The sequence below is a fragment of the Streptomyces sp. B93 genome, from assembly GCF_018070565.1.
In the GTDB taxonomy this organism is placed as follows: Bacteria; Actinomycetota; Actinomycetes; order Streptomycetales; family Streptomycetaceae; genus Streptomyces.
The window spans coordinates 24,102-48,546 of sequence record NZ_JAGPXL010000008.1 but is presented as its reverse complement, the minus strand read 5'-3'; the positions used below and the strand labels follow the sequence as shown (position 1 = coordinate 48,546).

Here is a 24,445-nt window from a genome sequence, read left to right as displayed (position 1 = left end):
GCATAGCCCTACATCAACTGCTTGCCCCGTACCGACGGTGCGTCAATCTCAACAGCGAGTGAACGGGCCCCTTGACCCGTAGGCTGGCGGAACCAATCACCACCACTTCTTTTGCAGCGACCGGAGACAACGGTGCAGTTCCACGACTCGATGATCAGCCTCGTCGGCAACACCCCGCTGGTGCGGCTCAACCACGTCACCCAGGGGATCCGGGCTACCGTCCTGGCCAAGGTGGAGTACTTCAACCCGGGCGGCTCGGTGAAGGACCGCATCGCCCTGCGCATGATCGAGGCGGCCGAGCAGAGCGGCGAGCTGAAGCCGGGCGGCACGATCGTCGAGCCGACCAGCGGGAACACCGGCGTCGGGCTGGCCATCGTGGCCCAGCAGAAGGGGTACAAGTGCGTCTTCGTGTGCCCCGACAAGGTGTCCACCGACAAGATCAACGTCCTGCGCGCGTACGGCGCCGAGGTCGTCGTCTGCCCGACCGCGGTGGCGCCCGAGCACCCCGACTCCTACTACAACGTCTCCGACCGGCTGGTCCGCGAGACCCCCGGCGCCTGGAAGCCCGACCAGTACTCCAACCCCCACAACCCGCTCTCCCACTACCACTCCACCGGCCCCGAGCTGTGGGAGCAGACCGAGGGGAAGATCACCCACTTCGTGGCGGGCGTCGGCACCGGCGGCACCATCTCCGGTACCGGCCGCTATCTGAAGGAGGTCAGCGACGGGCGCGTCCAGGTCGTCGGCGCCGACCCCGAGGGCTCCGTGTACTCCGGCGGCTCCGGGCGGCCGTACCTCGTCGAGGGTGTCGGTGAGGACTTCTGGCCGACCGCCTACGACCGCACCGTCGCGGACGAGATCGTCGCCGTCTCCGACAAGGACTCCTTCCAGATGACCCGCCGCCTCGCCAAGGAGGAGGGCCTGCTGGTCGGCGGCTCCTGCGGGATGGCCGTCGTCGCCGCGCTGAAGGTCGCCGAGCGGCTCGGCGAGGACGACGTGGTCGTCGTCCTGCTGCCGGACAGCGGACGCGGCTACCTCAGCAAGATCTTCAACGACGAGTGGATGGCCGACTACGGCTTCCTGGAGGACGCCGGTCCCAGCGCCCGGGTCGCCGACGTCCTCGACGACAAGCAGGGCGGCGTGCTGCCGTCCCTGGTGCACATGCACCCCGAGGAGACGGTCGGCCAGGCCATCGAGGTGCTGCGCGAGTACGGCGTCTCGCAGATGCCCGTCGTCAAGCCGGGCGCCGGGCACCCCGACGTGATGGCCGCCGAGGTCGTCGGGTCGATCGTGGAACGTGAACTCCTCGACGCGCTGTTCACCAAGCGGGCCTCCCTCGAGGACCCGCTGGAGAAGCACATGTCGGCGCCGCTGCCCCAGGTCGGCTCCGGCGAACCGGTCGCGGACCTGATGTCGGTGCTCGGCACGGCGGACGCCGCGATCGTCCTCGTCGAGGGCAAGCCCACCGGGGTGATCAGCCGTCAGGACCTGCTGTCCTTCCTCGCCAAGACGGGGAAGTGACGGCGAACGTACGGTGGACGGGGCGTTCGGGCGCCCGACTTACGGCGCCCGCGCCCCGTTCGGTCTTCTCGGACGTGCCTCGGACGTGGTCTTCGCGGAAGTGGTACGAGCGCGTCACGTCCGCGCAGCACCCGCTTAACACGCGTCCGGCACATTGGTGGGTGTCGGCAGGGCGGGAGCGGCTCCCCGCCCCGGCCGACCCGAACGGCGCCAAGGACCTCCGGAGCGGCTCCCGGACCTCCATGGACGCCACGGACGCGATGCCTGGCCTGACCCGGCCGCGTCCCTCGCGGGGACCGCCGTCGTCCCGCCCCCCGGATACGGGGGTGCGGCGGTCCCCGCGCAAGCACCCTCTGTTGCGGCTGAACCGCCGCCGCTTTCGCGGAGCTGGTTGATCGCCGTCGGGGTTGCTCAGTTGATGGTTGCGGTTTCCGTCGGGGTTGCTCAGTTGATGGGTGTGGTCGTCGTCGCGTTCCAACTGCCCAGCATCGTCAGGCGGTCCGCCGTCTCCGAGTCCGGGTCCGGGACGTACGCCACGATCGTCTGGTCCGGTGCCGAGGGGATCGTCAGCGTCTCGTAGGGGAGGGTCAGCAGGCCCGCCACCGGGTGCCGTAGACGCTTGACCCCGTTGTCGCAGGGGCTGACGACGTGGTCGGCCCACATCCGGCGGAACTCCGCGCTGCGCGCCGACAGTTCGGCGACCAGCGCGGCCACGGTCGGGTCGTCCGGGTGGTGGCCCGCCTTCAGCCGGAGGTGGGCGACCGTCTGCCCGGCGATCTCGGACCAGTCGGGGTACAGCTCACGGGCCGCCGGGTCGAGGAAGGCACGGCGCACCAGGTTGCGGGCGGCGCGCTCGGCGTCCGAGAAGCCGAGCAGCGCGTCGGCCAGGGGGTTCCAGGCGAGGGCGTTCATCCGGTGGTCCAGGACGTAGGCGGGGTTGCGGTCCATGCCGTCCAGCAGCAGCCGTACGGCGGGACGCACCGGCGCGAACTCCGGGCACGGGTCGGCCGTACGGCGCGCCGGCCGGGCCACCGCGTGCAGGTACTCGAGCTCCGCCGCGTCCAGCCGCAGCACCCGCGCGACCGCGTCCAGCACGGCGTCCGAGACGCTCGGCCCGCGGCCCTGCTCCAGACGGACGTAGTAGTCGACGCTCACCCCCGCCAGCTGCGCCACCTCTTCGCGGCGCAGACCGGGGACGCGGCGGCGGCCGTACGACGGCAGCCCCACCTCCTCCGGCTGGATGCGGGCGCGGCGCGAACGCAGGAAGTCTCCGATTTCGCCGTCCATGGAACCGAGGATAGGCGGGGCGCCGCCCGCGAACCTGGTACTGGCAGACCCAGGAAAAGCTCATCCCTGGGTAGGGGCGGCACGGGCGCCGAGGGTGGTGGACATCGAAGCGAGCGGCCGGGGAGCCGCCCCGGCCGCCAGCACCCAGGGAGCCTTCATGTCGTACGAGAACCTGTCCGGCCGCACCGCCGTGGTCACCGGAGCCGCCAGCGGGATCGGTGAGGCCGTCGCCGTACTGCTCGCCGGGCACGGGGCGCGGGTGGCGCTGCTGGCCCGCCGCGCGGAGCGGCTCGCCGCCGTCGCCGAGAAGATCCGCGCGGACGGGGGCCGGGCCCTGCCCGTGGTCGCCGACGTCACCGACGAGGCGTCCGTGGCGGCGGCCGTCGAGCGGGTCCACGCCGAGTACGGGCCCGCCGACCTGGTCGTCAACGCGGCGGGCGTGATGCTGCCGCACCCGATCGCCGACCGGCGCGCCGACGAGTGGCAGCGGATGCTGGACACCAACGTCGCCGGGGTGCTGAGGGTCACCGGCGCCTTCAGCGACGACCTGGTCGGGGCGGCGGCCGGCGGCCGTACGGCGGACATCGTGAACGTCTCGTCCGTCGGCGCGCACCTCGTCTTCCCCAACTACGCCGTCTACGGCGCCACCAAGGCCGCCGTCACCTATCTGTCGCAGGTCCTGCGCACCGAGTTCGGGCCGCGGGACGTCCGGGTCACCAACGTCGAGCCGGGGTTCGTCGAGAGCGAGCTGGTCGAACAGATCGACGACACGCGGCTGGCACGGGAGGTCGGCGAGATGCGGGACGCGGTGGGCGCGATGTCCGCGGAGGAGCTGGCCGACGTGGTCGCCTACACGGTGAGCAGGCCGCGCCGGGTCAATCTGCGCCACATCGTCGCGCTGCCCACCCGGCAGGTGTGACACCCCGGCGGGGTCAGTCCTCCCAGGCGTCGTCGCGCTTGGCGTCCTGACGGCGGCCGAACAGGCCGGGGTTGGTGCGGACCGCCTGGACGACGTTGACGCCGACGATCCCGGCCCACGCCGTCAGCAGGCCGGGCAGGCCCGCGACCCCGCCGCCGATGGCGGACAGCGGCACGGCCAGCACCAGCGAGACGATGCCGAAGCCGAACCGCTCGCCCCAGCTGTCCGTGGGCCTCGGCGACCGGGCGTCGCGGGCCACCACCATCTGCTGCTCCGCGAGCTGCCGCCGCACCCGGCGCTCCACCGCACCGTCCATGCGCTGGTCGAGCTTCTCCAGGAACGACTCGACCAGCGCGGAGTCGTAGTCCTCGCCGAGGTCCCTGCGCGCCCGCAGGGTCGCGTCGAGTTCCTTCTTCAGGTCGGCGTCCCGCGCATCCATTCCGCTCATGCCCTCCACGGTAGGAAGCGGCGCGGCCGGCCGCACTGGGGATAGCCCCCGTTTCGGCGGGGGTGCGTCCCACCGGCCGCGGACCCGGGGGTCCGGGTCACCTTCCGTAGCGGCGCTCCCGCGCGGCGTACGAGCGCAGCGCGCGCAGCAGGTCCACCTGGCGGAAGGCGGGCCACAGGACGTCCACGAAGTGCACCTCCGCGTACGCGGACTGCCAGAGCAGGAAGCCGGACAGCCGCTGCTCGCCGGAGGTGCGGATGACGAAGTCGGTGTCGTGGCCCGCGGGGGAGTACAGGTTGTCGGTGATGTGCTGGAGATCGAACTCCTCGGCCAGCTCGCGCGGGTCGCCCCCGGCGGAGATGTGCTTGTCGAAGGCCGAGCGGACCGCGTCGATGATCTCGCGGCGCCCGCCGTAGCCGACGGCGACGTCGACCTTGAGGCCGGTGCGGCCGGTGGTGCGCGCGGCGGCGGCCTTCAGGGAGCGCGCGGTGTCCCCGGGGAGCAGGTCGGTGGAGCCGATGACCTCGACCCGCCAGTCCTCGTCGGCCGCGCAGACGCTCACCACGGTCTCCTCGATGATCTCGAGGAGCGGACCCAGCTCGTCCGGCGGGCGGTGGAGGTTGTCGTCGGAGAGCATCCACAGGGTGACGTGCTCGATGTCCGCCGCGTCGCACCAGCGCAGCAGGTCGCCGACCTTCGCGCCGCCCGCGCGGTAGCCCGCGCTGACGTCGTCGTGGCCGGAGCCGCGGGCCCAGCGGCGGTTGCCGTCCAGCATGACCGCGATGTGCCGGGGGCGGGGCCTGCCCTCCAGCTTGCGCGCCAGGCGCCTGATGTACACGGTCTCCAGCGCCGAGCGGAGCGCCCTTAATGCCATGTGCCCAGTCCCTTCGGTGCCGTCCACGGCTCGGTGCCGTCCACGGCGAGCGTGACCCACCGTATCGCCCGCCGGGCGCGGGGGCCGGTCGGGAGCGGCCGGGCCGTTCCGCTTGCCCGGTTGCATGGATCCATGCAGAGTTCTGCTCAGGTGAATGGGGTGTGCGGGGCGGAGAGGGGTCGCGGGGCTGTGGCTGTGTCGTCTCAGACGGATCGGGGGGACCGGGGGGATCGGGGAGCGGCGGCCGGGGTGCCCGTCGTCGTCCTCGACGGCGCCGGGCTCGGTGCCGAGGACGTCGTACGCCTCGCCGACGGGGCCGCGCGCCCGGTACCGGGGCCGGACGGCATGCGCCGGGCCGAGGCCTCCTGGCACGCCGCCCGGCAACTCGCCGCCACCGGCAGGGTCTACGGCCGCTCCACCGGCGTCGGCGCCAACCGCTCCGTGCCCGTGCCGACCCAGGCCGCCGCCGGGCACGGGCTGCGGCTGCTGCGCAGCCACGCCGGGGCCATCGGGGAGGAACTGCCCGCCCGGCAGGTCCGCGCCATGCTCGCCGTGCGCGCCAACCAGATCCTCGCGGGCGGCGCCGGACTGCGCCCCAGCATCGTCACCGCGCTGTGCGAGGCGCTTGAGAACGGCGCCCACCCCGTCGTCAACGAGCACGGCTCGGTCGGCACCGGCGACATCGCCGCGCTCGCCCAGATGGGTCTAGCCCTCGCCGGGGAACACCCCTGGCAGGGCAGCGGCGCCCCCGCACCCCAGCCGCTCGACAACAACGACGCGCTCGCCCTGATCAGCAGCAACGCCCTCACCCTCGGGCAGGCCGCGCTCGCCCTGCACGAACTGCGCGGACTGCTCGCCGCCACCCAGGTCGTCGCCGCGCTGTCCCTGCTCGCCGTCGACGGCTCCCACGAGCCCTACGCCGCCCCCGTGCACACCGCGCGCCCGCACCGCGGCAGCGCCGAGGCCGCCCGCCGGATGCGCGCCCTGATCGGCGCCGCCGACCGTCCGCACCCGCCGCTCGGCCGCATCCAGGACCCGTACGGCTTCCGCTGCCTGCCCCAGATCCACGGGCCCGCCCTCGACGCCGCCGACACCCTGGAGGAGGTCATCGCCGTCGAGGTCAACGCCGCCGCCGAGAACCCGCTGATCTCCGTCGACGACCAGGCCGCCTACCACCACGGCGGCTTCTACCAGGCCCAGCTCGCCCTCGCCCTGGACCACTTCCGGCTCGCCCTGATGCAGGTCGCCCGGCTGTCCACCGCGCGGCTCTCCACCCTCAACGAGCCCGCCTTCACCCGGCTGCGGCCCTTCCTCGCCGACCACGAACCGGCCGCGTCCGGCGTGATGATCCTGGAGTACTCCGCCGCGGCCGCCCTCGGCGACCTGCGCGCCTGCTCCGCGCCCGCATCCCTCGGCCACGCTGTACTCTCCCGGGGCGTCGAGGAACAGGCCAGCTTCGCCTCGCTCGCCGCCCGCCAGACGCTCCGCGCCTGCGCCGCCTTCCGGCTCGTCGTCGGCTGTGAACTCGTCGCCGCCGTACGGGCGCTGCGCCAGCGCGAGCTGCGGCCCGGCCCGGAGCTGCCGGTGGGCGCGGCGCTGGCGCTGGCCGAGCCGGTCCTCGACGCGGACTGGGCCGACCGCCCGCTCACGGACGACGTGACGGCAGCGGCCCGGCTGCTCGACCGGTTCACGGACATCTACAGGGGGAGCACCGCACCATGAACGGCACCGAGAGCCGCGACACCGGCCCCGCCGAGAGCCCCGCCGCGCGGCTCCAGAGCCTCTTCGAGGGACACCGGCTCACCCCGACCCAGCGGCGCATCGCCCACAGCATGGTCCGGCGGGCCGCCGACGTGCCCTTCCTGTCCAGCGTGGAACTGGCCGAACTCGCCGGGGTCAGCCAGCCGTCCGTGACCCGCTTCGCCGTCGCCCTCGGCTTCGACGGCTACCCGGCGCTGCGCAGGCACCTGCGTGAGGTCGCGCCCGCCGAGCAGACGGCACCGGCCGCGCCGTTCAACGAGTACCAGCAGGCCGTCGAGTCCGAGATCGAGAACCTGCGCCACCTCGCCGAACTCCTCGCCGACCCGCGGCCGGTGCGGCGGGCGGGCGCACTGCTCGCCGCCTCCCGCCCGCTGCCGGTGCTCGGCCTGCGCGCCGCCGCCGCGCAGGCGTACGGCTTCGCCTACTTCGCCGCCAAGGTCCACCCCGACGTACGCCTGCTCAACGAGGGCGGCACGATGATCCACGACCGGATCGACGGCGCCGTGCGCGCGGGCGCCTCCGCGCTGCTGTGTTTCGCGCTGCCCCGGCATCCGCGCGAGGTGCTCGACACCCTCGGTTACGCCAAGGAGGCCGGGCTGACCGTGGTCACCGTCGCCGACTCGGCGTTCGCGCCGGTCGCGAAGGTCTCCGACCTGCTGCTGCCGGCCGCCGTCGGCACCGGCCTCGCCTTCGACACCGCCTGCGCCCCGATGCTGCTGGGCCGGGTGCTGCTGGAGGCGATGTGCGACGACCTGCCGGACGCGCAGGCGCGGCTGGAGGAGTTCGATGCGCGGGCGGTGGCGCGGGGGCTGTTCGTCGAGTAGCACGGAAGGTGTCGGGCAGCACCGCGGGGGCCGCGTCTTTCTCAGACGCGTCTCACGTTCGCTCGCTAACCTGCCTGCCCAACAGGACTGTGCACATGTCAGATGTGCCGAGGCGACGAGGAGGCGGATCGTGGCACGCGGAGGTCAGGGACTGGCTCGGGTGGCGGTCGTCGTACGGGCCGGAGCGGCGCCGATGTGGTGGCTGGGCGTGGTCGCGGCCGGTGCCGGTGTGCTCCTGCCGGGGATCACCGGGCGGCGGATCGGGGTGCTCGCGGGCGCCGCGCTGTTCATCGTCGTGGCCGCCGCGGTGGCGCTGCCGCGGCGTAAGCGGTACGCCGCGCTCGCCCGGGGGACCGTGCGCGCGGGCCGCAACGACGTCCTCCAGGACCGTGCGGTCACCACCCGCAACTGGCGTCGCGGCCACCGCTGGTGGCTCCTGCTCGCCTTCCTCGCCGCGCTGGGCAGCGCGTTCGCGGTGCCCGCGGCGGGCGGCATGGTGCTGGCGGGCGCGGGAGTCGGCCTGTGGCTGAAGGCGGCGTGGCTCGGCCGCCGCGAGCGGGCCGGGGACGAGTTGCTGTGGGTCCGCGTCGACTGGCTCAGCACCAGGGGCGGCTCCCCGGCGGGCAAGCCGGTCAAGGCCTACCGCAGCACGGGCATCGCGGCGGGCGACGCGACCCCGGGCGGCCGGAGGCGGAAGCCCGCGGCGCTGGTGTGACTCGCTTCCGGGGGTAGGTGTTGTCGGTCGGCCGCGGGTGTGTGGGGACTTGGCGCGCAGTTCCCCGCGCCCCCAGGGCATCCGCGCGCCGCCCGTCGTATCGGCACCGGGGGCTGCCGCCCGCCTCATAGGGGCGCGGGGAACTGCGCGACCAGCCACCCCGCACCCGCAGCCGCCGACGATCTCCCGGACCGACTGCGTCTCGCGCACCACGACAAGGGCGACCTGACCCTCCCCGTCCGGGGTGAACCCGTACCCCCGGGCCGATGCGCGGATGCCGGTGACGTCGGGCCCGCACCGCGCCGCCCCGCCCTCGTGTTGACTAGCTCTATTCATGTAGTCAGGATGTGAATAGAGTCGGCAATCATCCGGGAGGCAGACCATGTCAGGACCCCGACCCGTCCGAGCCCCGCGCGGCACGGAACCGAGCGCCCTGGGATGGCAGCAGGAGGCCGCCCTGCGGATGCTCCAGAACAACCTGGACCCGGAGGTCGCCGAGCACCCCGACAAGCTCGTCGTCTACGGCGGCACCGGCAAGGCGGCCCGCGACTGGCGCTCCTTCGACGCCATGGTGCGCACCCTGAGGACCCTCAGGCAGGACGAGACCATGCTCGTCCAGTCCGGTCGCCCCGTCGGCGTCATGCAGACCCACGAGTGGGCCCCGCGCGTGCTCATCGCCAACTCCAACCTGGTCGGCGACTGGGCCAACTGGGAGGAGTTCCGCCGCCTTGAGGCCCTCGGTCTCACCATGTACGGGCAGATGACCGCGGGCTCCTGGATCTACATCGGCACCCAGGGCATCCTCCAGGGCACCTACGAGACGTTCGCCGCCGTCGCCGCCAAGAAGTTCGGCGGCACCCTCGCCCGAACCATCACCCTCACCGCCGGGCTCGGCGGCATGGGCGGCGCCCAGCCGCTCGCCGTGACGATGAACGACGGCGTCGCGATCTGCGTCGACTGCGACCCGCGCGCCATCGACCGCCGCATCGAGCACCGCTACCTCGACGTGAAGGCCGACTCCCTCGACCACGCCCTCCAGCTCGCCGTCGAGGCCCGCGACGCCCGCCGCCCGCTCTCCATCGGCCTCCTCGGCAACGCCGCCGAACTGGTGCCCCGGCTTCTCGCCATGGGCGCCCCCGTCGACATCGTCACCGACCAGACCTCCGCCCACGACCCCCTGGCCTACCTGCCGGCCGGGGTCCCCTTCGAGGACATGGCCGACGCCGCCGCCAAGGACCCCGCCGGGTTCACGGTCCGCGCCCGGGAGTCGATGGCCCGGCACGTCGAGGCCATGGTCGGCTTCCAGGACGCCGGGGCCGAGGTCTTCGACTACGGCAACTCCATCCGCGGCGAGGCCCAACTCGCCGGATACGACCGCGCCTTCGCCTTCCCCGGCTTCGTCCCCGCCTACATCCGCCCCCTGTTCTGCGAGGGCAAGGGCCCCTTCCGGTGGGCCGCGCTCTCCGGCGACCCCGCCGACATCGCCAGGACCGACAAGGCCATCCTGGAACTCTTCCCGGAGAACGAGTCCCTCGCCCGCTGGATCAAGCTGGCCGGGGAGCGGGTCCACTTCCAGGGCCTGCCCGCGCGCATCTGCTGGCTCGGCTACGGCGAGCGCGACAAGGCAGGTGAGCGCTTCAACGACATGGTGGCCTCCGGTGAACTGGCCGCGCCCGTCGTCATCGGCCGCGACCACCTCGACTGCGGCTCCGTCGCCTCCCCCTACCGGGAGACCGAGGGCATGCTCGACGGCTCCGACGCGATCGCCGACTGGCCGCTGCTGAACGCCATGGTCAACGTGGCGTCCGGGGCGTCGTGGGTCTCCGTCCACCACGGCGGCGGCGTCGGCATGGGCCGGTCGATCCACGCCGGTCAGGTGACGGTCGCCGACGGGACGGCGCTCGCGGGCGAGAAGATCCGCCGGGTCCTCACCAACGACCCCGGCATGGGCGTCATCCGGCACGTCGACGCCGGGTACGACATCGCCGAGTCGGTGGCGGGGGAGCGGGGCGTGCGGGTGCCGATGCGCGAGGGTGGCGACGCGTGAGCTTCCACCGCATGTGGACGGAGCTGCTGCCGGTGGGCCGCAGCTCCGCTTCCGGCGGCTACCGCCGCTTCGCCTGGACCGCCGCCGACGCCGAGTGCCGGGCCTGGTTCCGCGAGCAGGCCGAGGCGCGGGGGCTGGCCTACGAGGCCGACCGCAACGGCAACCAGTGGGCCTGGGCCGGTGACCCGGCCGCCGGGGACGCCGTCGTCACCGGGTCGCACCTGGACTCCGTACCGGACGGCGGGGCCTTCGACGGGCCGCTCGGCGTCGTGTCCGCGTTCGCCGCGCTGGACGAACTGCGCCGCAGGGGAGCGCGGTTCGCCAAGCCGTTCGGCATCGTCAACTTCGGCGACGAGGAGGGCGCCCGCTTCGGGCTCGCCTGCGTCGGGTCACGGCTGGCCACCGGACAGCTCACCGTCGAGCAGGCCCACCGGCTCACCGACGGCGACGGGGTGACCCTGCCGCAGGCCATGGAAGCGGCCGGGTACGACCCCGACGCCATCGGGCCGGACCCGGAGCGGCTCGCCCGCATCGGCGCCTTCGTCGAACTCCACGTCGAGCAGGGCCGCGCGCTCGACCTGTCCGGCGACCCGGTCGGCCTGGCGAGCGCCATCTGGCCGCACGGCCGGTGGCGGTTCGACTTCCGGGGCGAGGCCAACCACGCCGGGACGACCCGGCTCGTGGACCGCCACGACCCGATGCTGCCGTACGCCGAGACCGTGCTCGCCGCGCGACGGCAGGCGCGGCTCGCCGGGGCCGTCGCGACCTTCGGGAAGATCGCCGTCGAGCCGAACGGCGTCAACGCCGTCCCCTCCCTGGTCCGCGGCTGGCTCGACTCCCGCGCCGCCGACCAGGACACCCTGGACACCGTGGTCACCGGCGTCGAGGAGGCGGCACGTGAGCACGCGGCGGCGCACGGCGTCGACCTGGACGTGGTCCGAGAGTCCTTCACCCCCGTCGTCGAGTTCGACCACACCCTGCGCGACGAACTGGCCCGCGTCCTCGGCAAGGACACCGGCCTCAAGGTCCCCGTCCTCGGCACGGGCGCCGGACACGACGCCGGGATCCTCTCCGGGACCGTCCCGACCGCCATGCTGTTCGTACGCAACCCCACCGGCGTCTCCCACTCCCCGGCCGAGCACGCCACCGAGGACGACTGCGTCGCCGGGGTACTCGCCCTCGCCGACGCGCTGGAAGGACTGGTCCGCACGTGACCGAAGGGACCCACGCGGCCAAGGGCACCTACTGGCTGGAGCACGCCTGGCTCGGCACCCATGTGGAGCCGGGCGTGGTCGTGGAGGCCGACGGCGGTCGCGTCACCGCCGTCCACCGGGAGCGGCCCGCCCCGCCCCCCGGCGCCGAGATCCTGCGTGGCCTCACCCTCCCCGGCCTGGCGAACGCCCACAGCCACGCCTTCCACCGCGCCCTGCGCGGCACCGTCCAGGTCGGCTCCGGCACCTTCTGGACCTGGCGGGAGGTCATGTACACCACCGCCGACCGGCTCACCCCCGAGACCTACCACGCGCTGGCCCGCGCGGTGTACGCCGAGATGGCCCTCGCCGGGATCACCGCCGTCGGCGAGTTCCACTACCTCCACCACGCCCCCGGCGGCACCCCCTACGCCGACCCCAACGCCATGGGCGAGGCCCTGATCGAGGCCGCCGCCGACGCCGGTATCCGCATCACCCTCCTCGACACCTGTTACCTGTCCTCCGGCTTCGGCCAGCCGCCGACCACCCCCCAGCTCCGCTTCTCCGACGGCACGGCCGACGCCTGGGCGGCACGCTGTTCAGTTCTCAAGGACCAGGATCACGCACGGATCGGGGCGGCGATCCACTCCGTGCGGGCCGTGCCCGCCGACCAGCTCGCCACCGTCGCCCGCTGGGCCGACGAACGGCGCGCCCCCCTGCATGTGCACCTGTCCGAGCAGACCGCCGAGAACGACGCCTGCCGGGAGGCCCACGGCCGCACCCCGGCCCAGCTCCTCGCCGACCACGGCGCCCTCGGCCCGCGCACCACCGGCGTCCACAACACGCACCTCACCGACGAGGACATCGCCCTGATCGGCGGCAGCGGCACCGGTACCTGTATGTGCCCGACGACCGAGCGGGACCTCGCGGACGGCATTGGACCGGCGGCCGCCCTCCAGTGGGCGGGCTCCCCGCTCTCCCTCGGCTCCGACAGCCACGCCGTCATCGACCTGCTCGAAGAGGCCCGCGCCATGGAGCTGAACGAGCGGCTGCGCACCCGCACCCGGGGCCACTGGACCGCCGCCGCCCTGCTGCGCGCCGCCTCCGCCGACGGACACGCCGCCCTCGGCTGGCCGGACGCCGGGACCATCGAGGCGGGCGCCCGGGCCGACCTGACGACCATCGCCCTCGACTCGGTCAGAACAGCGGGGCCGGTGCCACGGCTCGGCGCCGAGACGGCCGTATTCGCGGCGACCGCGGCGGACGTACGGCACACCGTCGTGGGCGGGCGGCACGTCGTGCGCGACGGGGTCCACACCCTCGTACCGGACGTGCCGCAAGCGCTCGCGCGGGCGATCGAAGCCCTGCGCGCCTGACGACAGCCCCCCGACCGGCCAGCCACGAGGACGCCGCCATGAGCAGCAGCACCGCCATCACCAACATCGCCACGCTGGTCACCAACGACCCCTCCCTCGGTGACGACTCCCCCCTCGGACTGATCCAGGACGCGGCCGTCGTCATCGAAGGCGACCGCGTCACGTGGACCGGTGAATCAAGCAAAGCACCCGCCACTGACAACCGGGTCGACGCGGGCGGCCGGGCCGTCCTCCCCGGCTTCGTCGACTCCCACTCCCACCTGCTCTTCGCGGGCGACCGCACCGCCGAGTTCAACGCCCGCATGTCCGGCCGCCCCTACAGCGCGGGCGGCATCCGCACCACCGTCGCCGCCACCCGCGCCGCCAGCGACGACGACCTCGAACGCAACCTCGTCCGCCACCTCGCCGAGGCCCTCCGCCAGGGCACCACCACCTTCGAGACCAAGTCCGGCTACGGCCTCACCGTCGAGGACGAGGCCCGCGCCCTGCGCATCGCCGCCGCGCACACCGACGAGGTCACCTACCTCGGCGCGCACATCGTCTCCCCCGACCTCGCCGACGACCCGGCCGCCTATGTCGCCCTGGTCACCGGCGAGATGCTCGACGCCTGCGCGCCGTACGCCCGTTGGATCGACGTGTTCTGCGAGAAGGGCGCCTTCGACGGCGACCAGGCGAGGGCCGTCCTCACCGCCGGGAAGGCCAGGGGCCTCACCCCCCGCGTCCACGCCAACCAGCTCTCCTACGGCCCCGGCGTCCAGCTCGCCGTCGAACTCGACGCCGCCAGCGCCGACCACTGCACCCACCTCACCGACGCCGACGTCGACGCCCTCGCCCACAGCCGTACGGTCGCCACCCTGCTGCCCGGCGCGGAGTTCTCCACCCGGGCCGAGTGGCCCGACGCCCGCCGCCTCCTCGACGCGGGCGTCACCGTCGCGCTCTCCACCGACTGCAACCCGGGCTCGTCGTACACCTCCTCGGTGCCGTTCTGCGTGGCGCTCGCCGTGCGGGACATGGGGATGACCCCCGACGAGGCGGTCTGGTCGGCCACCGCGGGCGGCGCCGCGGCACTGCGGCGCGACGACATCGGCCGCCTCCGCCCCGGCGCCCGCGCCGATCTGGTCGTCCTCGACGCGCCGAGCCATGTGCACCTCGCCTACCGGCCCGGCGTCCCCCTGGTCACACAGGTGTGGCGCGGGGGACGCCGGGAGTTCTGAGCCCCGCCCCCGGTCAGACCGCTCCCGCCCGCCAGCGCTGCTCCGGCCCGCCGTCCAACGGCGTGAGCCACAGCCCGTGTCCGCCCTCCGCCGGGGTCACCGCGGTCTGCACGGCGATGGCGGGCCGGATCCGGCCCGCGTCGTCCACCACGAACTGAAGGTTGCGGCCGTTGCGGCCCTCGACCGACGCGCAGGGCCAGATGCCCACGCCCCGGTCCACCGAACCCCGGCTGTCCAGGCAGAAGTCGGGGTCGGCGGCCGACTGCACGACCCCGCGCGCCGCGTCCACCCGCCACGGCTGGGTGCGGGAGCCGTCACAGGCGGCCGAGCCGACGTCCCCGCCCTTCTCGATCCGCCCGGGGATGTCCAGACAGCGGCTCGTGGAGACGTTCACGACCTGGGCGTACGAGGAGTCCGGCGGCCGGAACACCGGGGGCGGCGGGGGCGTCGGGGTGGGCGTCGGGGTGGGCCGGGGGGTCGTCGGCCGCGGGGTCGGGCTGGGGCTCCGCGTCGCACTCGGACTCGGACTCCGGGTGGCGGGGGAGGCCGTGGTCGGCGTCGGCGACGGGGCGGGTGTCCTGGTCACCGGGTGCGCGGCGCGTTCGGCGGACGGGGCGTCCGGCGGCAGCAGCAGCACCAGCAGCGGCGCCAGCGCGACACCGAGCGCGGCCGAGGCGAGCGCGAGACGGCGGGACGGCGGCCAGGTGCGGTCGATCGAGAGCGGCCCCCCGGCGGCGGGCACCGCCGAAGCCGTGAGCGGCGCGTTCGCGGCGGACACCGCCGAGGCCCCTGACGACGGGCGCGGAGCGCTGTGGCGGGGTCCGGCAGGGGCCTTCGTGGGCGCGGCCGCCGCGGTCCCCGGCACCTGCGGCGGCTCCTGCGGCTCCGGCTCGCGCAGGGCGTACGCCGTCCCCGCCCACGGCAGCAGACCCTCGGCCAGCGTGGTCTGCGGGGCGTCGAACAGGGCCGACAGCTCGTCGTAGGCGGCCGCGCAGTGCGCGCAGTCGGCCATGTGGGCGGTCAGGTCGGCGCTGTGCCGCGGGCTGTCAGGCCGTACCGACTCCTCGATCAGCCGCTGGAAGTCCGGGCAGCTCGGGTCGTCGGAGGCGGTCAGCCGGGACCGCAGGCGGGCCCGGCCCAGCGCCTGGAGCGCGGCGTCGGTGTCGTACGCGATGTCCCCGGGCGTGAGGCCGAGGAGGGTGGCCGCGCGGTCGGCGGGCTCCCGGTCGAGGACGCCGTACCAGAGCAGTCCCCGCGCCCGGGACGGCAGCGACCGGTACGCGGTGAGCAGGGGCGGCACCGGGCCGTCGGGGCCCGCGGCGTCCAGGACGGGCAGCAGCCCGGGGTCGAGGCCCGCGGCCCGCTCGTCGGACGCCCACCGGGCGGCGGCGTGCGTGGCCGTCAGGAGCAGGTGGTGCCGCCACGGTTCGCCGTGGTCGGTGCCGTGCGCGGTCCGGCGGGCGGCCAGCGTGAAGGCCTGGGCGGCGAGTTGCCGCGCCGCCGACTCGCCCGTGGTGCACAGGCGGGCGTAGGCGAGGAGCGGGGCCTGGTGCCGGGCGCGGAGTTCCTGGAGCGCCGTGAACGCGCGGGGCGGGGCGGCGCGCAGCAGCTCGGTGAGGCGCGCGTCGGACATCGCCCTGTGCTCCGCGCTGTTGTCGTCCCCCCGGGCCATGGCTCCGCCTCCTGACGTACCGGCCAGTTCGGGGGCCCCATAGTGGTGGAAGGAGGCTCGTGAGAAAAGGTGTTTCCGTCGGTAACAGCGTGGCGTCGGTGGTCTGTTCGTCCGTCGGCCCTGCCGAGGGCGGTCCCTGGTGGACCGCCCCCGTGGCGGGGGGTCACTCCTCTAGGGTCAGCCCCTTGCGCAGCCGTACCAGCGTCCGTGACAGCAGCCGGGACACGTGCATCTGCGAGATGCCCAGTTCCTCGCCGATCTCCGACTGGGTCATGTTGGCGACGAAGCGCAGGGAGAGGATCTTGCGGTCCCTGGACGGCAGTTCGGCGATGAGGGGCTTCAGGGACTCCACGTACTCGATGCCTTCGAGGCCGTGGTCCTCGTACCCGATGCGGTCCGCGAGCGCGCCCTCGGAGTCGTCCTCCTCCGGCTGGGCGTCCAGGGAACTCGCGGTGTACGCGTTGGACGCGGCCATGCCCTCGACGACCTCGTCGTTGGTCAGGCCGAGCCGCTCGGCCAGTTCCGCCACGGTGGGGGCGCGGTCCAGCTTCTGGGCCAGCTCGTCACCGGCCTTGGCCAGGTCGAGCCGGAGTTCCTGGAGGCGGCGCGGTACGCGCACGGACCACGAGGTGTCCCGGAAGAAACGCTTTATCTCGCCGATGATGGTTGGCATGGCGAAGGTCGGGAACTCGACGCCACGGCTGAGTTCGAAGCGGTCGATCGCCTTGATCAGGCCGATCGTGCCGACCTGGATGATGTCCTCCATCGGTTCGCTGCGGGAGCGGAACCGGGCGGCGGCGAACTTGACCAGTGCGAGGTTGAGTTCGACGAGCGTGTTGCGGACGTACGAGTATTCGTGGGTGCCTTCCTCGAGGGACTCCAGCCGCTCGAAGAGGGTCTTGGACAGGGCCCGTGCGTCGACGGGGGCCACTTCGTCGTACGGGGGGATCTCCGGGAGTCCGGCGAGTACGTCGTCGTGGCCGAGAGCGTGGTCGGTGTCGTCGACGGCGAGGCCGGGGTGGTCCGAAGAGGATGCCGACGTCGCCTTCTGGGTATGCGATGCGTCGAGCCGGGGTGACATGATGTCCTCCATCGTTCTCGGCATATGGCTGCCGATGCCAATACGTGCACTGCGGTGTGCGGCGCCTCCAAAGCCGGCCGTGTTGATTACGTGTCCTTACTAGCCCTACCCGCTTTCCCGAGCCCGCCGCAAGTGCGTTCTGTGGAGAAATGTCCGATTGTGGGCGGATGTTCGGTGGTCGGAGTGTGTGAGTAGGGCGTAGTGTTCGAGGGCGTCAGTCAGCAGCCACGACCTCGGGAGAGAGAGACGGCATGGACCACGGGACGGTCGGCAGCGCACAGTCGGGCCGGCTTCTGGTGGAGGTGCGGGAAGAGGGCTCCAGCGCCGTCGTGACCCCGGCGGGTGAGTTGGACCACCACACCGCCGACCTGTTGCGCGAGCCACTCGACGAATGCCTCGCCAAAGGGCTCAGCCGCCTTGTCATCGACTGCTCCCGTCTGGAGTTCTGCGACTCCACGGGGCTCAACGTGCTGCTCGGTGCCCGCCTCAAGGCGGAGGCCGCCGGGGGTGGGGTGCATCTGGCGGGGATGCTGCCCACGGTCGCTCGCGTGTTCGAGATCACGGGGGCGGAGGCGGTCTTCTCGGTCCATGACACCGTCGAGGACGCCCTTGCCGACGACGTCGGCTGACCCCGCGTGCCGGGCGCGGCCCGCACCCGCGCGGGCGGGCCGTCCAGGCCGTCCGCTGCGGACCCCGCCTCCGTCGGCCGGTCTGCCCCGCCGCTGTGGCCTGCACTTTTCGGCCGTAAGGGCGGTCTTGGTGGAAGAGCGGTCGAAGAGGGGTGTTCCCCTGGTTCGCTCGGGCAGGAGACAACCTGACACCGGGCGGTGACCGAACCCGGACGGCTGAGCACTGACACTGGGCAGTGGTCGAACGAGTAGTGACTTTTGAAACATGAACTGGTGAATCGGTGAGGTGAAGCGCTGATGAGCACCACCCGGCCCTCCCCGCCGGGCGACCGCGGCCCCGAGCCCAGCGGCGCTTCCGGGGCATCCGCGGGGCTTCAGGTCCGGACGCTGAGCCTCGACGGTGAGAGCGGCGTCGTCCCCCTGGCCCGCGATTTCGCCCGGCAGGCGCTGTACGAGTGGGGCTGGCTGCCCGCGGCCTCCGCCGATCAGCGAGCCGTCGCCGAGGATGTGCTGCTCGTCGTGTCCGAGCTGGTCACCAACGCCTGCCTGCACGCCGAGGGGCCGGAGCGGATGCTGATCGCCTGCGACAACAAGATGATCCGCATCGAGGTCTCCGACCGGGGCACGGGCCAGCCCGCGCCCCGCACCCCGCACCGCGCGGGCCGCCCCGGCGGTCACGGCATGTTCATCGTGCAGCGGCTCTGCCTGGACTGGGGCGTCGTCCGCGCCCCCGGGGTCGCGGGCAAGACGGTCTGGGCTGAACTGGCGGCACCGGCGTAGGCGACCGGTCCCGGGGCGTCCGCACGCTTCCGGCGCGTACTGTCTCTTCCTTCCTCTGGTGGTCGGGCGTACCTTGACGGCCGATCTGATATGCCGTCAGGAAACCAGGGGACGGAGGGACGACCGTGTCCTACCGTGCGTACCAGACGTACCGGACTCGACGCAGCCACCCGAAACGCACCGCCGCGCTCGCATCCGTCGCGGCCCTCGCCGGGGCGGCGGTGCTGTCGGCCGCCCCCGCGGCCCATGCCGACGTCGTCGACGTCGACTACCAGTGCAAGACGCCCATCGGCGACAAGAGCGCCGTCTCCCCCATCGACATCGAGGGCGTGCCGAGCGGCTCCGGCTACAAGATCACCATGTCCTGGCAGAAGGGCGTCTCCTCCAGCCCCGTCGAACTGGGCAAGGGCGCCATGAACCCCAGCGCCACCATCCGGCTGGGCGGTGCCGACAGCGGCACGATGGCCGTCACCGGGCCCGCCAACCAGGAGGCGATCCCCGCCGACACCCCCATCAAGATCAGTGACCTGAGCGGCACGTACACCCCGAAGAAGAGCGGGAAGGTCACCTTCACGGCGGGCGTGCTCACCATCAAGGCGCTCGGTACGACCACCACCTGCACCCCCACCAACGACCCCGGCCCGTCCCTCACCCTCGACGTCGAGGCGTCCGGCGGGGGCGGCTCGACGGGCGGCTCCCAGAGCGGCACCGGCGGCACCGACTCCGGCGCGCGGCTCCCGCAGACCGGCCCCGAGGACGACGCCCTCGCCCTCGGCACCCTCGGCGGCACCGTTCTCCTCGCGGGCACCGCGGGAGCCCTGTGGCTGACCCGCCGCGACCAGCTGACCCGCGCCCGCCGCTGAGGCCGTACGCGTGACGTCCGTACGAGCACGGGAGCCGCCGATGCCGACCACCGCCCGCGTCCCGCTGACCCCGACGACCCTGTCCCTGCTGCCCGTTCTGCTGCTGCTCGGCCCGGCGCCCGCCGCAGCCGCCGCCGACCCGCACTGGACGTTCGCGCCCTCCGGCGACGGCCGCCCCGCCTGCTACGCCGAGGGTCCGCCCGGCGCGGTGCTGCGGGACACCGTGACCCTGACCAACCCGGCCACGCGCCCGGTAACGGTACGGCTGCGCGCCGCCGGCGCCGTCCGGGTCACCCTCGCCGAGACCGGCGTACGCGTGCCCGCCCGCACCCGCGCCGAGGTCCCCTTCACCGTGACCGTCCCGGCGGACACGGCACCCGGCGCGCGCCGGGCCACCATCACCGCCCGGGACGGCGCCGGCGGCACCCGTTCCGTGCCGGTCCGGCTGCGGGTCACCGGCCCGGCGTTGGCCGCGCTCACCGTGGAGCGGGTCCGGGTGCGCGCCGACCGCATCACCTACGAGCTGGTCAACCGCGGCACCACCACCCTCGTGCCCCGGCTCGCCGTCCGCGCGGACGGTGTCCTCGGCCCGCTCCTCGACCGCCCCCCGCGCACCCTCGCCGTCGAACTCCCGCCGGGCCGCCGCCTGAAGCTCAGTGAACCCTGGACCGGCCGGCCCGCCCTGGACGCCGTGGACGTGCGGCTGACGGTGACCGCCGCGGGCGGCGCCCGGGACACCGGACGCGTGTCGGCGCGCTTCGTGCCGTGGCGCGAGGGGGCGGGGGCCGCCGGGGCGCTGGCGGTGATCGGCGCGGGGGTCGTCGTACGGCGGCACCGGTGTCGTACGGCGGACCGCGCCGAGGCGGTTCCGGCGGACGGGCGGGGCGAGTTGAGGGGAGCGGTGCGGTGAGACGGCGGGGTGCGGTGGCGGTGCTGGTGGCGGCCCTGGTCCTGCTGCCGTGGACGGTGGTTGCGTCCGCCGCCGCGGCGGACGACGACCGCCCGGGCGTGAAGCTGTCCAAGTCCCAGGCGGGGACCGGGGGTTCGATCACCGTCACCGGTGACGGCTGGCGGGCGCGGGCGCTGCTGATGATCCTGGTCTGCGGGCAGTCCGTGCCGTCGCGGGGCGTGCCCGGGGGCACCGACTCCTGCGCCAACGGGGACGGCAGGGCCGTCACCACCGACGCCGAGGGCCGGTTCCGCAAGCGGCTGCCGGTCGCCGAGCCGCCCGTGCCGTGCCCGTGCGTGGTGCACGTGGCGACCGTGACCGGTCCGCAGGCGATGGCCGACGCGATCTTCCAGGTGGCGGGGCACGCGGTCGAGCCGCTGCCCCCGGAACCGGCGGGGGGCCGTCTCCAGGTCCTCACCGGCACCCGGCTCGACGGCTCCAGCGGGCTGCTGACCTGGTTCGGCGCCCCGCCCGCCCGCGAGTTGGTCTTCACCGTCGGCAACGTCGGCACACAGGCCGTCCGGGACCCGGTCTTCCAGGTGGGCACCGCCCACGGCGTGTTCGCGCCGCAGTGGGACGAACGGCAGTGGCGCGGCACGCTCGCCCCCGGCCGCAGGACGCAGATCCGGCTGCCCGTCGAACTGACGGGCGGCGCGCACGGTGACTACACCGTCTCCCTCAAGTACGGCGGGAAGGTCCTCGCCGAGCAGCCCTGGCGGGTCGGCCGTCCCTGGGGCGTGACCCTGTTCTGGGTGCTGGTGTGCCTGGTCGTCCCGGCCGCGCTGTTCCGGGTGGGCATGGCGGTCGTCGACCGGGTGCGACCGCCCCGGCCGGGTGGCGCGCGCACGCGGCCCCACCTCCCCCGACTGCCGGATCTGGCCCGCGCCCGGCCCGGGGCCCGGCCCCGTCGGTCCCCCGGCCCGCCCGCCGACCCGGCCCCGACGTTGCCCTGGTTCACCCCGGACTCCGACCCGGGCGCGGCAGACCGCCGTACGGCCCCCACCAGAAAGGGACCCACGTGAGCGAGCGAAGGAGAGCCAGCCGAAGGAGAACCACCCCGGGCGTCCGACGCGTCGGGGCCCGCGTGGCGGGCGTCGCCCTGCTGCTCGGCGGCCTCGGTCTGACGGCGGGGCCCGCGCAGGCCGCCGAGGTGTCGTACGCCACCGAGTGCGTACCGCCCGCGATCTCCGGGCTGCCGCCGGTGCAGGGCACCACTCAGGTGGAGATCACCGCGCCCGCGACGGCGAAGGTCGGCGACGAGGTGGAGATCGTCTGGAAGTTCGTGCGGGCGGCCTCGAAGAACCCCGACATCCTCGACCTGGAACAGGACACCGTCCAGCCCACCGGAACCCTCAAGGCGGGCGGCGCGCAGAGCGGCGACATCGCGATGGAGGGGCCCCGGCAGAACCCGCCGATCCCCAGGAACAGCGACATGAAGCTGTCCGACATGACCGGGAAGCTGAAGCTGACGGCGGCGGGCGAGGTGACGCTGACACCGGACGCCTACGACATCAATGTCAACAAGCCCATCTCGACGGACACCAAGTGCGCCCCGACCGAGGCGGTGACGCCCGCGGCGACGATCCAGGTGACCGAGGACGGAGGCGGCCCCGGCACCCCGACCCCGCCGACCGGGACCCCTACGGAGACGCCGACGGAGACTCCCACGGAGACCCCGACGCGGACCCCGACCGCCTCCCCCAGCGAGACCGGTGGCGGGCAGACCGACTTCACCGGCGTGGAGGTCCAGGTCCCCTACGAGTGCAAGACCCCCATCGGTGACCGCAGCGCCACCTCACCCGTGCGGATCGACGCCCGCAAGGACGGCGGAAGCTTCGCTGTGACCGTGCGCTTCGGCGCGTCCGTCATGGACAGCCCGGCCGAGATCCCCGCGGACTCGGTGAAGCCGTCGATGGAGGTCGTGCTGGGCGGCGCCGACCGGGGCACCGTCCATGTGGAGGGGCCCACCAACGCCGAGGCCGTCAAGGCGGGCGACCCGATCGAGATCCCCGACCTGACCGGCACCTACAAACCGGGCGCCAGCGGCAGATCCACCCTGTCGCCGGGCGTGCTGACGGTGGAGGCGCTGGGGACGACCACGACCTGCACCCCGAGCAGGAGCGAGGTCTCCCTCACCCTCGACACCACCGAGCAGGCGAGCGGCGCCTCGGGCGGCTCCGGTGGTTCGGCCGGTACGGGCGGCTCGACGGGCGGCGGCGCGGCGGCCTCCGGCGGCGGCCTCGCCGAGACCGGGGCGGGGGACCACGCCGCCCTCAAGGCCCTCGCCCTGGTGGCGGGCACGGTCCTGCTGCTGGGCGGCGCGATCTTCACGTTCCTGCCGGGACGGCGGGCGCGCTGACACGCCGAAGGGCCGCCGCATCCCCCTCGGATGCGGCGGCCCCTCGGTCGGACCGGGCCGGTCGGACCGGACGGGTCCGACCGCGTCAGGCGGCCGGGGTCAGCGGACGCTGCCCATCAGGGCCTTGACCTTGCCGCGGTACATCCACACCGCCACACCCGCGACCACGGCGAGCGTGGCCTCCATGGCGACGACGCCGGTCTTGTTGAGGTCGACGCCCGCGATGGAGAGCAGACCCGTCGTGGCGTCACCGGCGGTGACGGCCAGGAACCAGACGCCCATCATCTGGGAGGCGTACTTGGCGGGCGCCATCTTGGTGGTGACGGACAGGCCGACCGGGGAGAGCAGCAGCTCACCGACGGTCTGCGTGAAGTAGATCGCCACCAGCCACATCGCGGCCGCCTTGTGACCGCCCTCGGCGATCGACAGCGGGGCGAGGAAGAGGAAGAAGGACGCGCCGACCAGCACCAGACCGGAGCCGAACTTCACGATCGTGCTGGGCTCCTTGCCGCGCCGGTTCAGGGCCAGCCAGAACCAGGCGAAAACCGGGGCCAGCGCCATGATCAGGACCGGGTTGACCGACTGGTACCAGGAGACCGGGAACTCCCAGCCGAGGACGCTGTTCTCGGCGGAGGAGTCGGCGAAGATCGACAGGGTCGAGCCGCCCTGGTCGTAGATCATCCAGAAGACGGCCGCCGCGACGAAGAACCAGATGTACGCGGACAGCTTCGACTGCTCGGAGCGGTCCAGCTCCTTGTCGCGCTTCATGTTGACCAGCACCATCACCGGGATGATCACGCCGAGCAGGGTCAGCGGGACCAGGATCCAGTTCAGGGTGTAGACGCCGGAGAAGCCGACGATGGCGTAGAAGACCACGGCGAGGGCGGCCCAGAAGGCGGCCTTGCGCAGGGTGGACGACTTCTCGGCGACGGTCAGCGGCTTCGGTACGACGCTGGAGTTGGCGGCCAGGTGGCGGCTGCCGAGCAGGAACTGGACGAGGCCGAGCGCCATGCCGAGCGCGGCGAGCGCGAAGCCCAGGTGCCAGTTGACGTTCTCACCGATGGTGCCGATCACCAGCGGCGCGGCGAACGCGCCGAGGTTGATGCCCATGTAGAAGACGGTGAAGCCGCCGTCGCGGCGCGGGTCGTCCGGGCCGTTGTAGAGGTGGCCGACCATCGTGGAGATGTTGGCCTTCAGCAGACCCGAGCCGATGGCGACCAGACCGAGACCGGCGTAGAACGTGCCGGAGGACGGCAGCGCCAGCGTGAGGTGGCCGAGCATGATGACCGCTCCGGCCACGGCGACCGTCTTGCGCGGACCCCAGACCCGGTCGCCGAACCAGCCGCCCGGCATCGCCAGCAGGTAGACCAGCGAGACGTAGACGGAGTAGATCGCGGTCGCGGTGGCCGCGTTGAGGTGCAGCCCGCCCGGCGCGACGAGGTACAGGGGGAGCAGGGCCCTCATGCCGTAGTAGGAGAAACGCTCCCACATCTCGGTCATGAAGAGAGTGGCCAGTCCGCGGGGGTGGCCGAAGAAGGTCTTCTCGGAACCGGGGGTGCCCGGGGTGACCGAGTCCTTCGTCAGGCTGGACGCCATGGTCGTTCCTTGCTGTCAAGACGCGCGTGGGTCCGCTTGGAGCGATGCGCGCTCGGTGGGGGTGTTCCGTTTTCAGCGCACACACAAAGAAGACCTTCAGCGCGCGTATACCGTGCCCATCCGGTGCATACGCCGCCAAAGGTCCCCGCGGTGCTAAAGGCGTTGCATCACCATACGACAGCCCACTGCCGGAAATGGAAGGACTTGAGAGATGGATCACAGGAATTGAGGGAACCAGACACCCGCTTTCCAAGGCCCACTCCAGCTTCTCACCTTATAGACACAGGTTCGTGTCACTAACACGCGGAGGTAAGAGTCCCTTCCGGAGGAGGTGAGAATC

General features: G+C 73.3%; 21 protein-coding genes. 15 read left to right on the top strand and 6 right to left on the bottom strand.

Annotated features, from left to right (window positions below):
- The first annotated feature begins 132 nt into the window (after nucleotides 1-132).
- A complete protein-coding gene (locus KBY47_RS10210; protein WP_210920695.1) occupies nucleotides 133-1,521 on the top strand; it encodes a cystathionine beta-synthase in 1,389 nt (462 codons plus the stop codon).
- 444 nt (nucleotides 1,522-1,965) lie between these two features.
- Here the strand turns inward: KBY47_RS10210 and KBY47_RS10205 are convergent, their stop codons facing one another.
- Complete coding sequence (locus KBY47_RS10205) at nucleotides 1,966-2,808, bottom strand: helix-turn-helix transcriptional regulator (RefSeq protein ID WP_210920694.1); 843 nt, start codon at nucleotides 2,806-2,808, stop codon at nucleotides 1,966-1,968.
- A gap of 157 nt (nucleotides 2,809-2,965) precedes the next feature.
- On the opposite strand from KBY47_RS10205, the gene KBY47_RS10200 reads away from it, so the two are divergent.
- Nucleotides 2,966-3,727, top strand: a complete 762-nt coding sequence (locus KBY47_RS10200; protein WP_210920693.1) for an SDR family oxidoreductase — start codon at nucleotides 2,966-2,968, stop codon at nucleotides 3,725-3,727.
- A gap of 13 nt (nucleotides 3,728-3,740) precedes the next feature.
- On the opposite strand, the gene KBY47_RS10195 is transcribed toward KBY47_RS10200, so the two are convergent.
- Nucleotides 3,741-4,175 (bottom strand): hypothetical protein, encoded by a 435-nt coding sequence (locus tag KBY47_RS10195; RefSeq protein WP_210920692.1) that lies wholly within the window; start codon nucleotides 4,173-4,175, stop codon nucleotides 3,741-3,743.
- Between the two features lie 97 nt (nucleotides 4,176-4,272).
- On the bottom strand, nucleotides 4,273-5,049 hold the full coding sequence (locus tag KBY47_RS10190; protein ID WP_210920856.1) for an isoprenyl transferase: 777 nt from the start codon (nucleotides 5,047-5,049) through the stop codon (nucleotides 4,273-4,275).
- Nucleotides 5,050-5,181: 132 nt separating this feature from the next.
- Between KBY47_RS10190 and KBY47_RS10185 the strand changes: the two genes are divergently transcribed.
- The 7 genes from KBY47_RS10185 (at nucleotide 5,182) to hutI (ending at nucleotide 14,176) form a co-directional block, all read left to right on the top strand.
- Complete coding sequence (locus KBY47_RS10185) at nucleotides 5,182-6,771, top strand: aromatic amino acid ammonia-lyase (protein ID WP_210920691.1); 1,590 nt, start codon at nucleotides 5,182-5,184, stop codon at nucleotides 6,769-6,771.
- Nucleotides 6,768-7,634, top strand: coding sequence for a MurR/RpiR family transcriptional regulator (locus KBY47_RS10180; protein WP_210920690.1), 867 nt, complete (start codon nucleotides 6,768-6,770; stop codon nucleotides 7,632-7,634). Before KBY47_RS10185 ends, KBY47_RS10180 begins: the two co-directional genes overlap by 4 nt.
- Nucleotides 7,635-7,764: 130 nt before the next feature.
- Nucleotides 7,765-8,349 carry a hypothetical protein gene (locus KBY47_RS10175; RefSeq protein WP_210920689.1) on the top strand — a complete coding sequence of 195 codons (585 nt, stop codon included), beginning with the start codon at nucleotides 7,765-7,767 and terminating at the stop codon, nucleotides 8,347-8,349.
- 382 nt (nucleotides 8,350-8,731) lie between these two features.
- The gene (gene hutU, locus KBY47_RS10170; protein ID WP_210920688.1) at nucleotides 8,732-10,396 is read left to right on the top strand and encodes a urocanate hydratase; all 1,665 of its coding nucleotides are present in this window, start codon (nucleotides 8,732-8,734) and stop codon (nucleotides 10,394-10,396) included.
- Nucleotides 10,393-11,610, top strand: a complete 1,218-nt coding sequence (locus KBY47_RS10165) for an allantoate amidohydrolase (RefSeq protein WP_210920687.1) — start codon at nucleotides 10,393-10,395, stop codon at nucleotides 11,608-11,610. Before hutU ends, KBY47_RS10165 begins: the two co-directional genes overlap by 4 nt.
- Complete coding sequence (locus tag KBY47_RS10160) at nucleotides 11,607-12,962, top strand: formimidoylglutamate deiminase (RefSeq protein WP_210920686.1); 1,356 nt, start codon at nucleotides 11,607-11,609, stop codon at nucleotides 12,960-12,962. The genes KBY47_RS10165 and KBY47_RS10160 overlap by 4 nt, the downstream gene beginning before the upstream one ends.
- Before the next feature lie 38 nt (nucleotides 12,963-13,000).
- Nucleotides 13,001-14,176, top strand: a complete 1,176-nt coding sequence (gene hutI, locus KBY47_RS10155; RefSeq protein ID WP_210920685.1) for an imidazolonepropionase — start codon at nucleotides 13,001-13,003, stop codon at nucleotides 14,174-14,176.
- A 13-nt stretch (nucleotides 14,177-14,189) separates the two neighbouring features.
- On the opposite strand, the gene KBY47_RS10150 is transcribed toward hutI, so the two are convergent.
- A complete protein-coding gene (locus tag KBY47_RS10150; RefSeq protein WP_210920684.1) occupies nucleotides 14,190-15,848 on the bottom strand; it encodes an RICIN domain-containing protein in 1,659 nt (552 codons plus the stop codon).
- 163 nt (nucleotides 15,849-16,011) lie between these two features.
- On the bottom strand, nucleotides 16,012-16,941 hold the full coding sequence (locus KBY47_RS10145; protein WP_210920683.1) for an RNA polymerase sigma factor SigF: 930 nt from the start codon (nucleotides 16,939-16,941) through the stop codon (nucleotides 16,012-16,014).
- A gap of 239 nt (nucleotides 16,942-17,180) precedes the next feature.
- Here KBY47_RS10145 and KBY47_RS10140 point away from each other — a divergent pair, with 239 nt between their 5' ends.
- From KBY47_RS10140 to KBY47_RS10115, 6 genes are all read left to right on the top strand, one after another.
- On the top strand, nucleotides 17,181-17,558 hold the full coding sequence (locus KBY47_RS10140; RefSeq protein WP_210920682.1) for an STAS domain-containing protein: 378 nt from the start codon (nucleotides 17,181-17,183) through the stop codon (nucleotides 17,556-17,558).
- Nucleotides 17,559-17,855: 297 nt separating this feature from the next.
- Entirely contained in the window at nucleotides 17,856-18,338 is a 483-nt protein-coding gene (locus KBY47_RS10135; RefSeq protein WP_210920681.1) for an ATP-binding protein, read from the top strand.
- Between the two features lie 125 nt (nucleotides 18,339-18,463).
- Nucleotides 18,464-19,201, top strand: coding sequence for an LPXTG cell wall anchor domain-containing protein (locus KBY47_RS10130; protein WP_210920680.1), 738 nt, complete (start codon nucleotides 18,464-18,466; stop codon nucleotides 19,199-19,201).
- Between the two features lie 40 nt (nucleotides 19,202-19,241).
- Nucleotides 19,242-20,111, top strand: a complete 870-nt coding sequence (locus KBY47_RS10125) for a hypothetical protein (RefSeq protein ID WP_210920679.1) — start codon at nucleotides 19,242-19,244, stop codon at nucleotides 20,109-20,111.
- Complete coding sequence (locus KBY47_RS10120; RefSeq protein ID WP_210920678.1) at nucleotides 20,108-21,172, top strand: hypothetical protein; 1,065 nt, start codon at nucleotides 20,108-20,110, stop codon at nucleotides 21,170-21,172. Before KBY47_RS10125 ends, KBY47_RS10120 begins: the two co-directional genes overlap by 4 nt.
- Nucleotides 21,173-21,234: 62 nt before the next feature.
- Nucleotides 21,235-22,509, top strand: a complete 1,275-nt coding sequence (locus KBY47_RS10115; protein WP_308405114.1) for a hypothetical protein — start codon at nucleotides 21,235-21,237, stop codon at nucleotides 22,507-22,509.
- Nucleotides 22,510-22,608: 99 nt separating this feature from the next.
- On the opposite strand, the gene KBY47_RS10110 is transcribed toward KBY47_RS10115, so the two are convergent.
- Nucleotides 22,609-24,105 carry an oligopeptide:H+ symporter gene (locus KBY47_RS10110; RefSeq protein WP_210920677.1) on the bottom strand — a complete coding sequence of 499 codons (1,497 nt, stop codon included), beginning with the start codon at nucleotides 24,103-24,105 and terminating at the stop codon, nucleotides 22,609-22,611.
- Between the last annotated feature and the right edge of the window lie 340 nt (nucleotides 24,106-24,445).

Bases quoted from the DNA above. Each gene is read 5' to 3' on its own strand.
- KBY47_RS10180 (WP_210920690.1), top strand. From the start codon at position 6,768: ATGAACGGCACCGAGAGCCGCGACACCGGCCCCGCCGAGAGCCCCGCC.
- KBY47_RS10190 (WP_210920856.1), bottom strand. From the start codon at position 5,049: ATGGCATTAAGGGCGCTCCGCTCGGCGCTGGAGACCGTGTACATCAGG.
- KBY47_RS10185 (WP_210920691.1), top strand. From the start codon at position 5,182: ATGCAGAGTTCTGCTCAGGTGAATGGGGTGTGCGGGGCGGAGAGGGGT.
- hutI (WP_210920685.1), top strand. From the start codon at position 13,001: ATGAGCAGCAGCACCGCCATCACCAACATCGCCACGCTGGTCACCAAC.
- KBY47_RS10150 (WP_210920684.1), bottom strand. From the start codon at position 15,848: ATGGCCCGGGGGGACGACAACAGCGCGGAGCACAGGGCGATGTCCGAC.
- KBY47_RS10145 (WP_210920683.1), bottom strand. From the start codon at position 16,941: ATGGAGGACATCATGTCACCCCGGCTCGACGCATCGCATACCCAGAAG.
- KBY47_RS10195 (WP_210920692.1), bottom strand. From the start codon at position 4,175: ATGAGCGGAATGGATGCGCGGGACGCCGACCTGAAGAAGGAACTCGAC.
- KBY47_RS10140 (WP_210920682.1), top strand. From the start codon at position 17,181: ATGGACCACGGGACGGTCGGCAGCGCACAGTCGGGCCGGCTTCTGGTG.
- hutU (WP_210920688.1), top strand. From the start codon at position 8,732: ATGTCAGGACCCCGACCCGTCCGAGCCCCGCGCGGCACGGAACCGAGC.
- KBY47_RS10205 (WP_210920694.1), bottom strand. From the start codon at position 2,808: ATGGACGGCGAAATCGGAGACTTCCTGCGTTCGCGCCGCGCCCGCATC.
- KBY47_RS10125 (WP_210920679.1), top strand. From the start codon at position 19,242: ATGCCGACCACCGCCCGCGTCCCGCTGACCCCGACGACCCTGTCCCTG.
- KBY47_RS10200 (WP_210920693.1), top strand. From the start codon at position 2,966: ATGTCGTACGAGAACCTGTCCGGCCGCACCGCCGTGGTCACCGGAGCC.
- KBY47_RS10135 (WP_210920681.1), top strand. From the start codon at position 17,856: ATGAGCACCACCCGGCCCTCCCCGCCGGGCGACCGCGGCCCCGAGCCC.
- KBY47_RS10110 (WP_210920677.1), bottom strand. From the start codon at position 24,105: ATGGCGTCCAGCCTGACGAAGGACTCGGTCACCCCGGGCACCCCCGGT.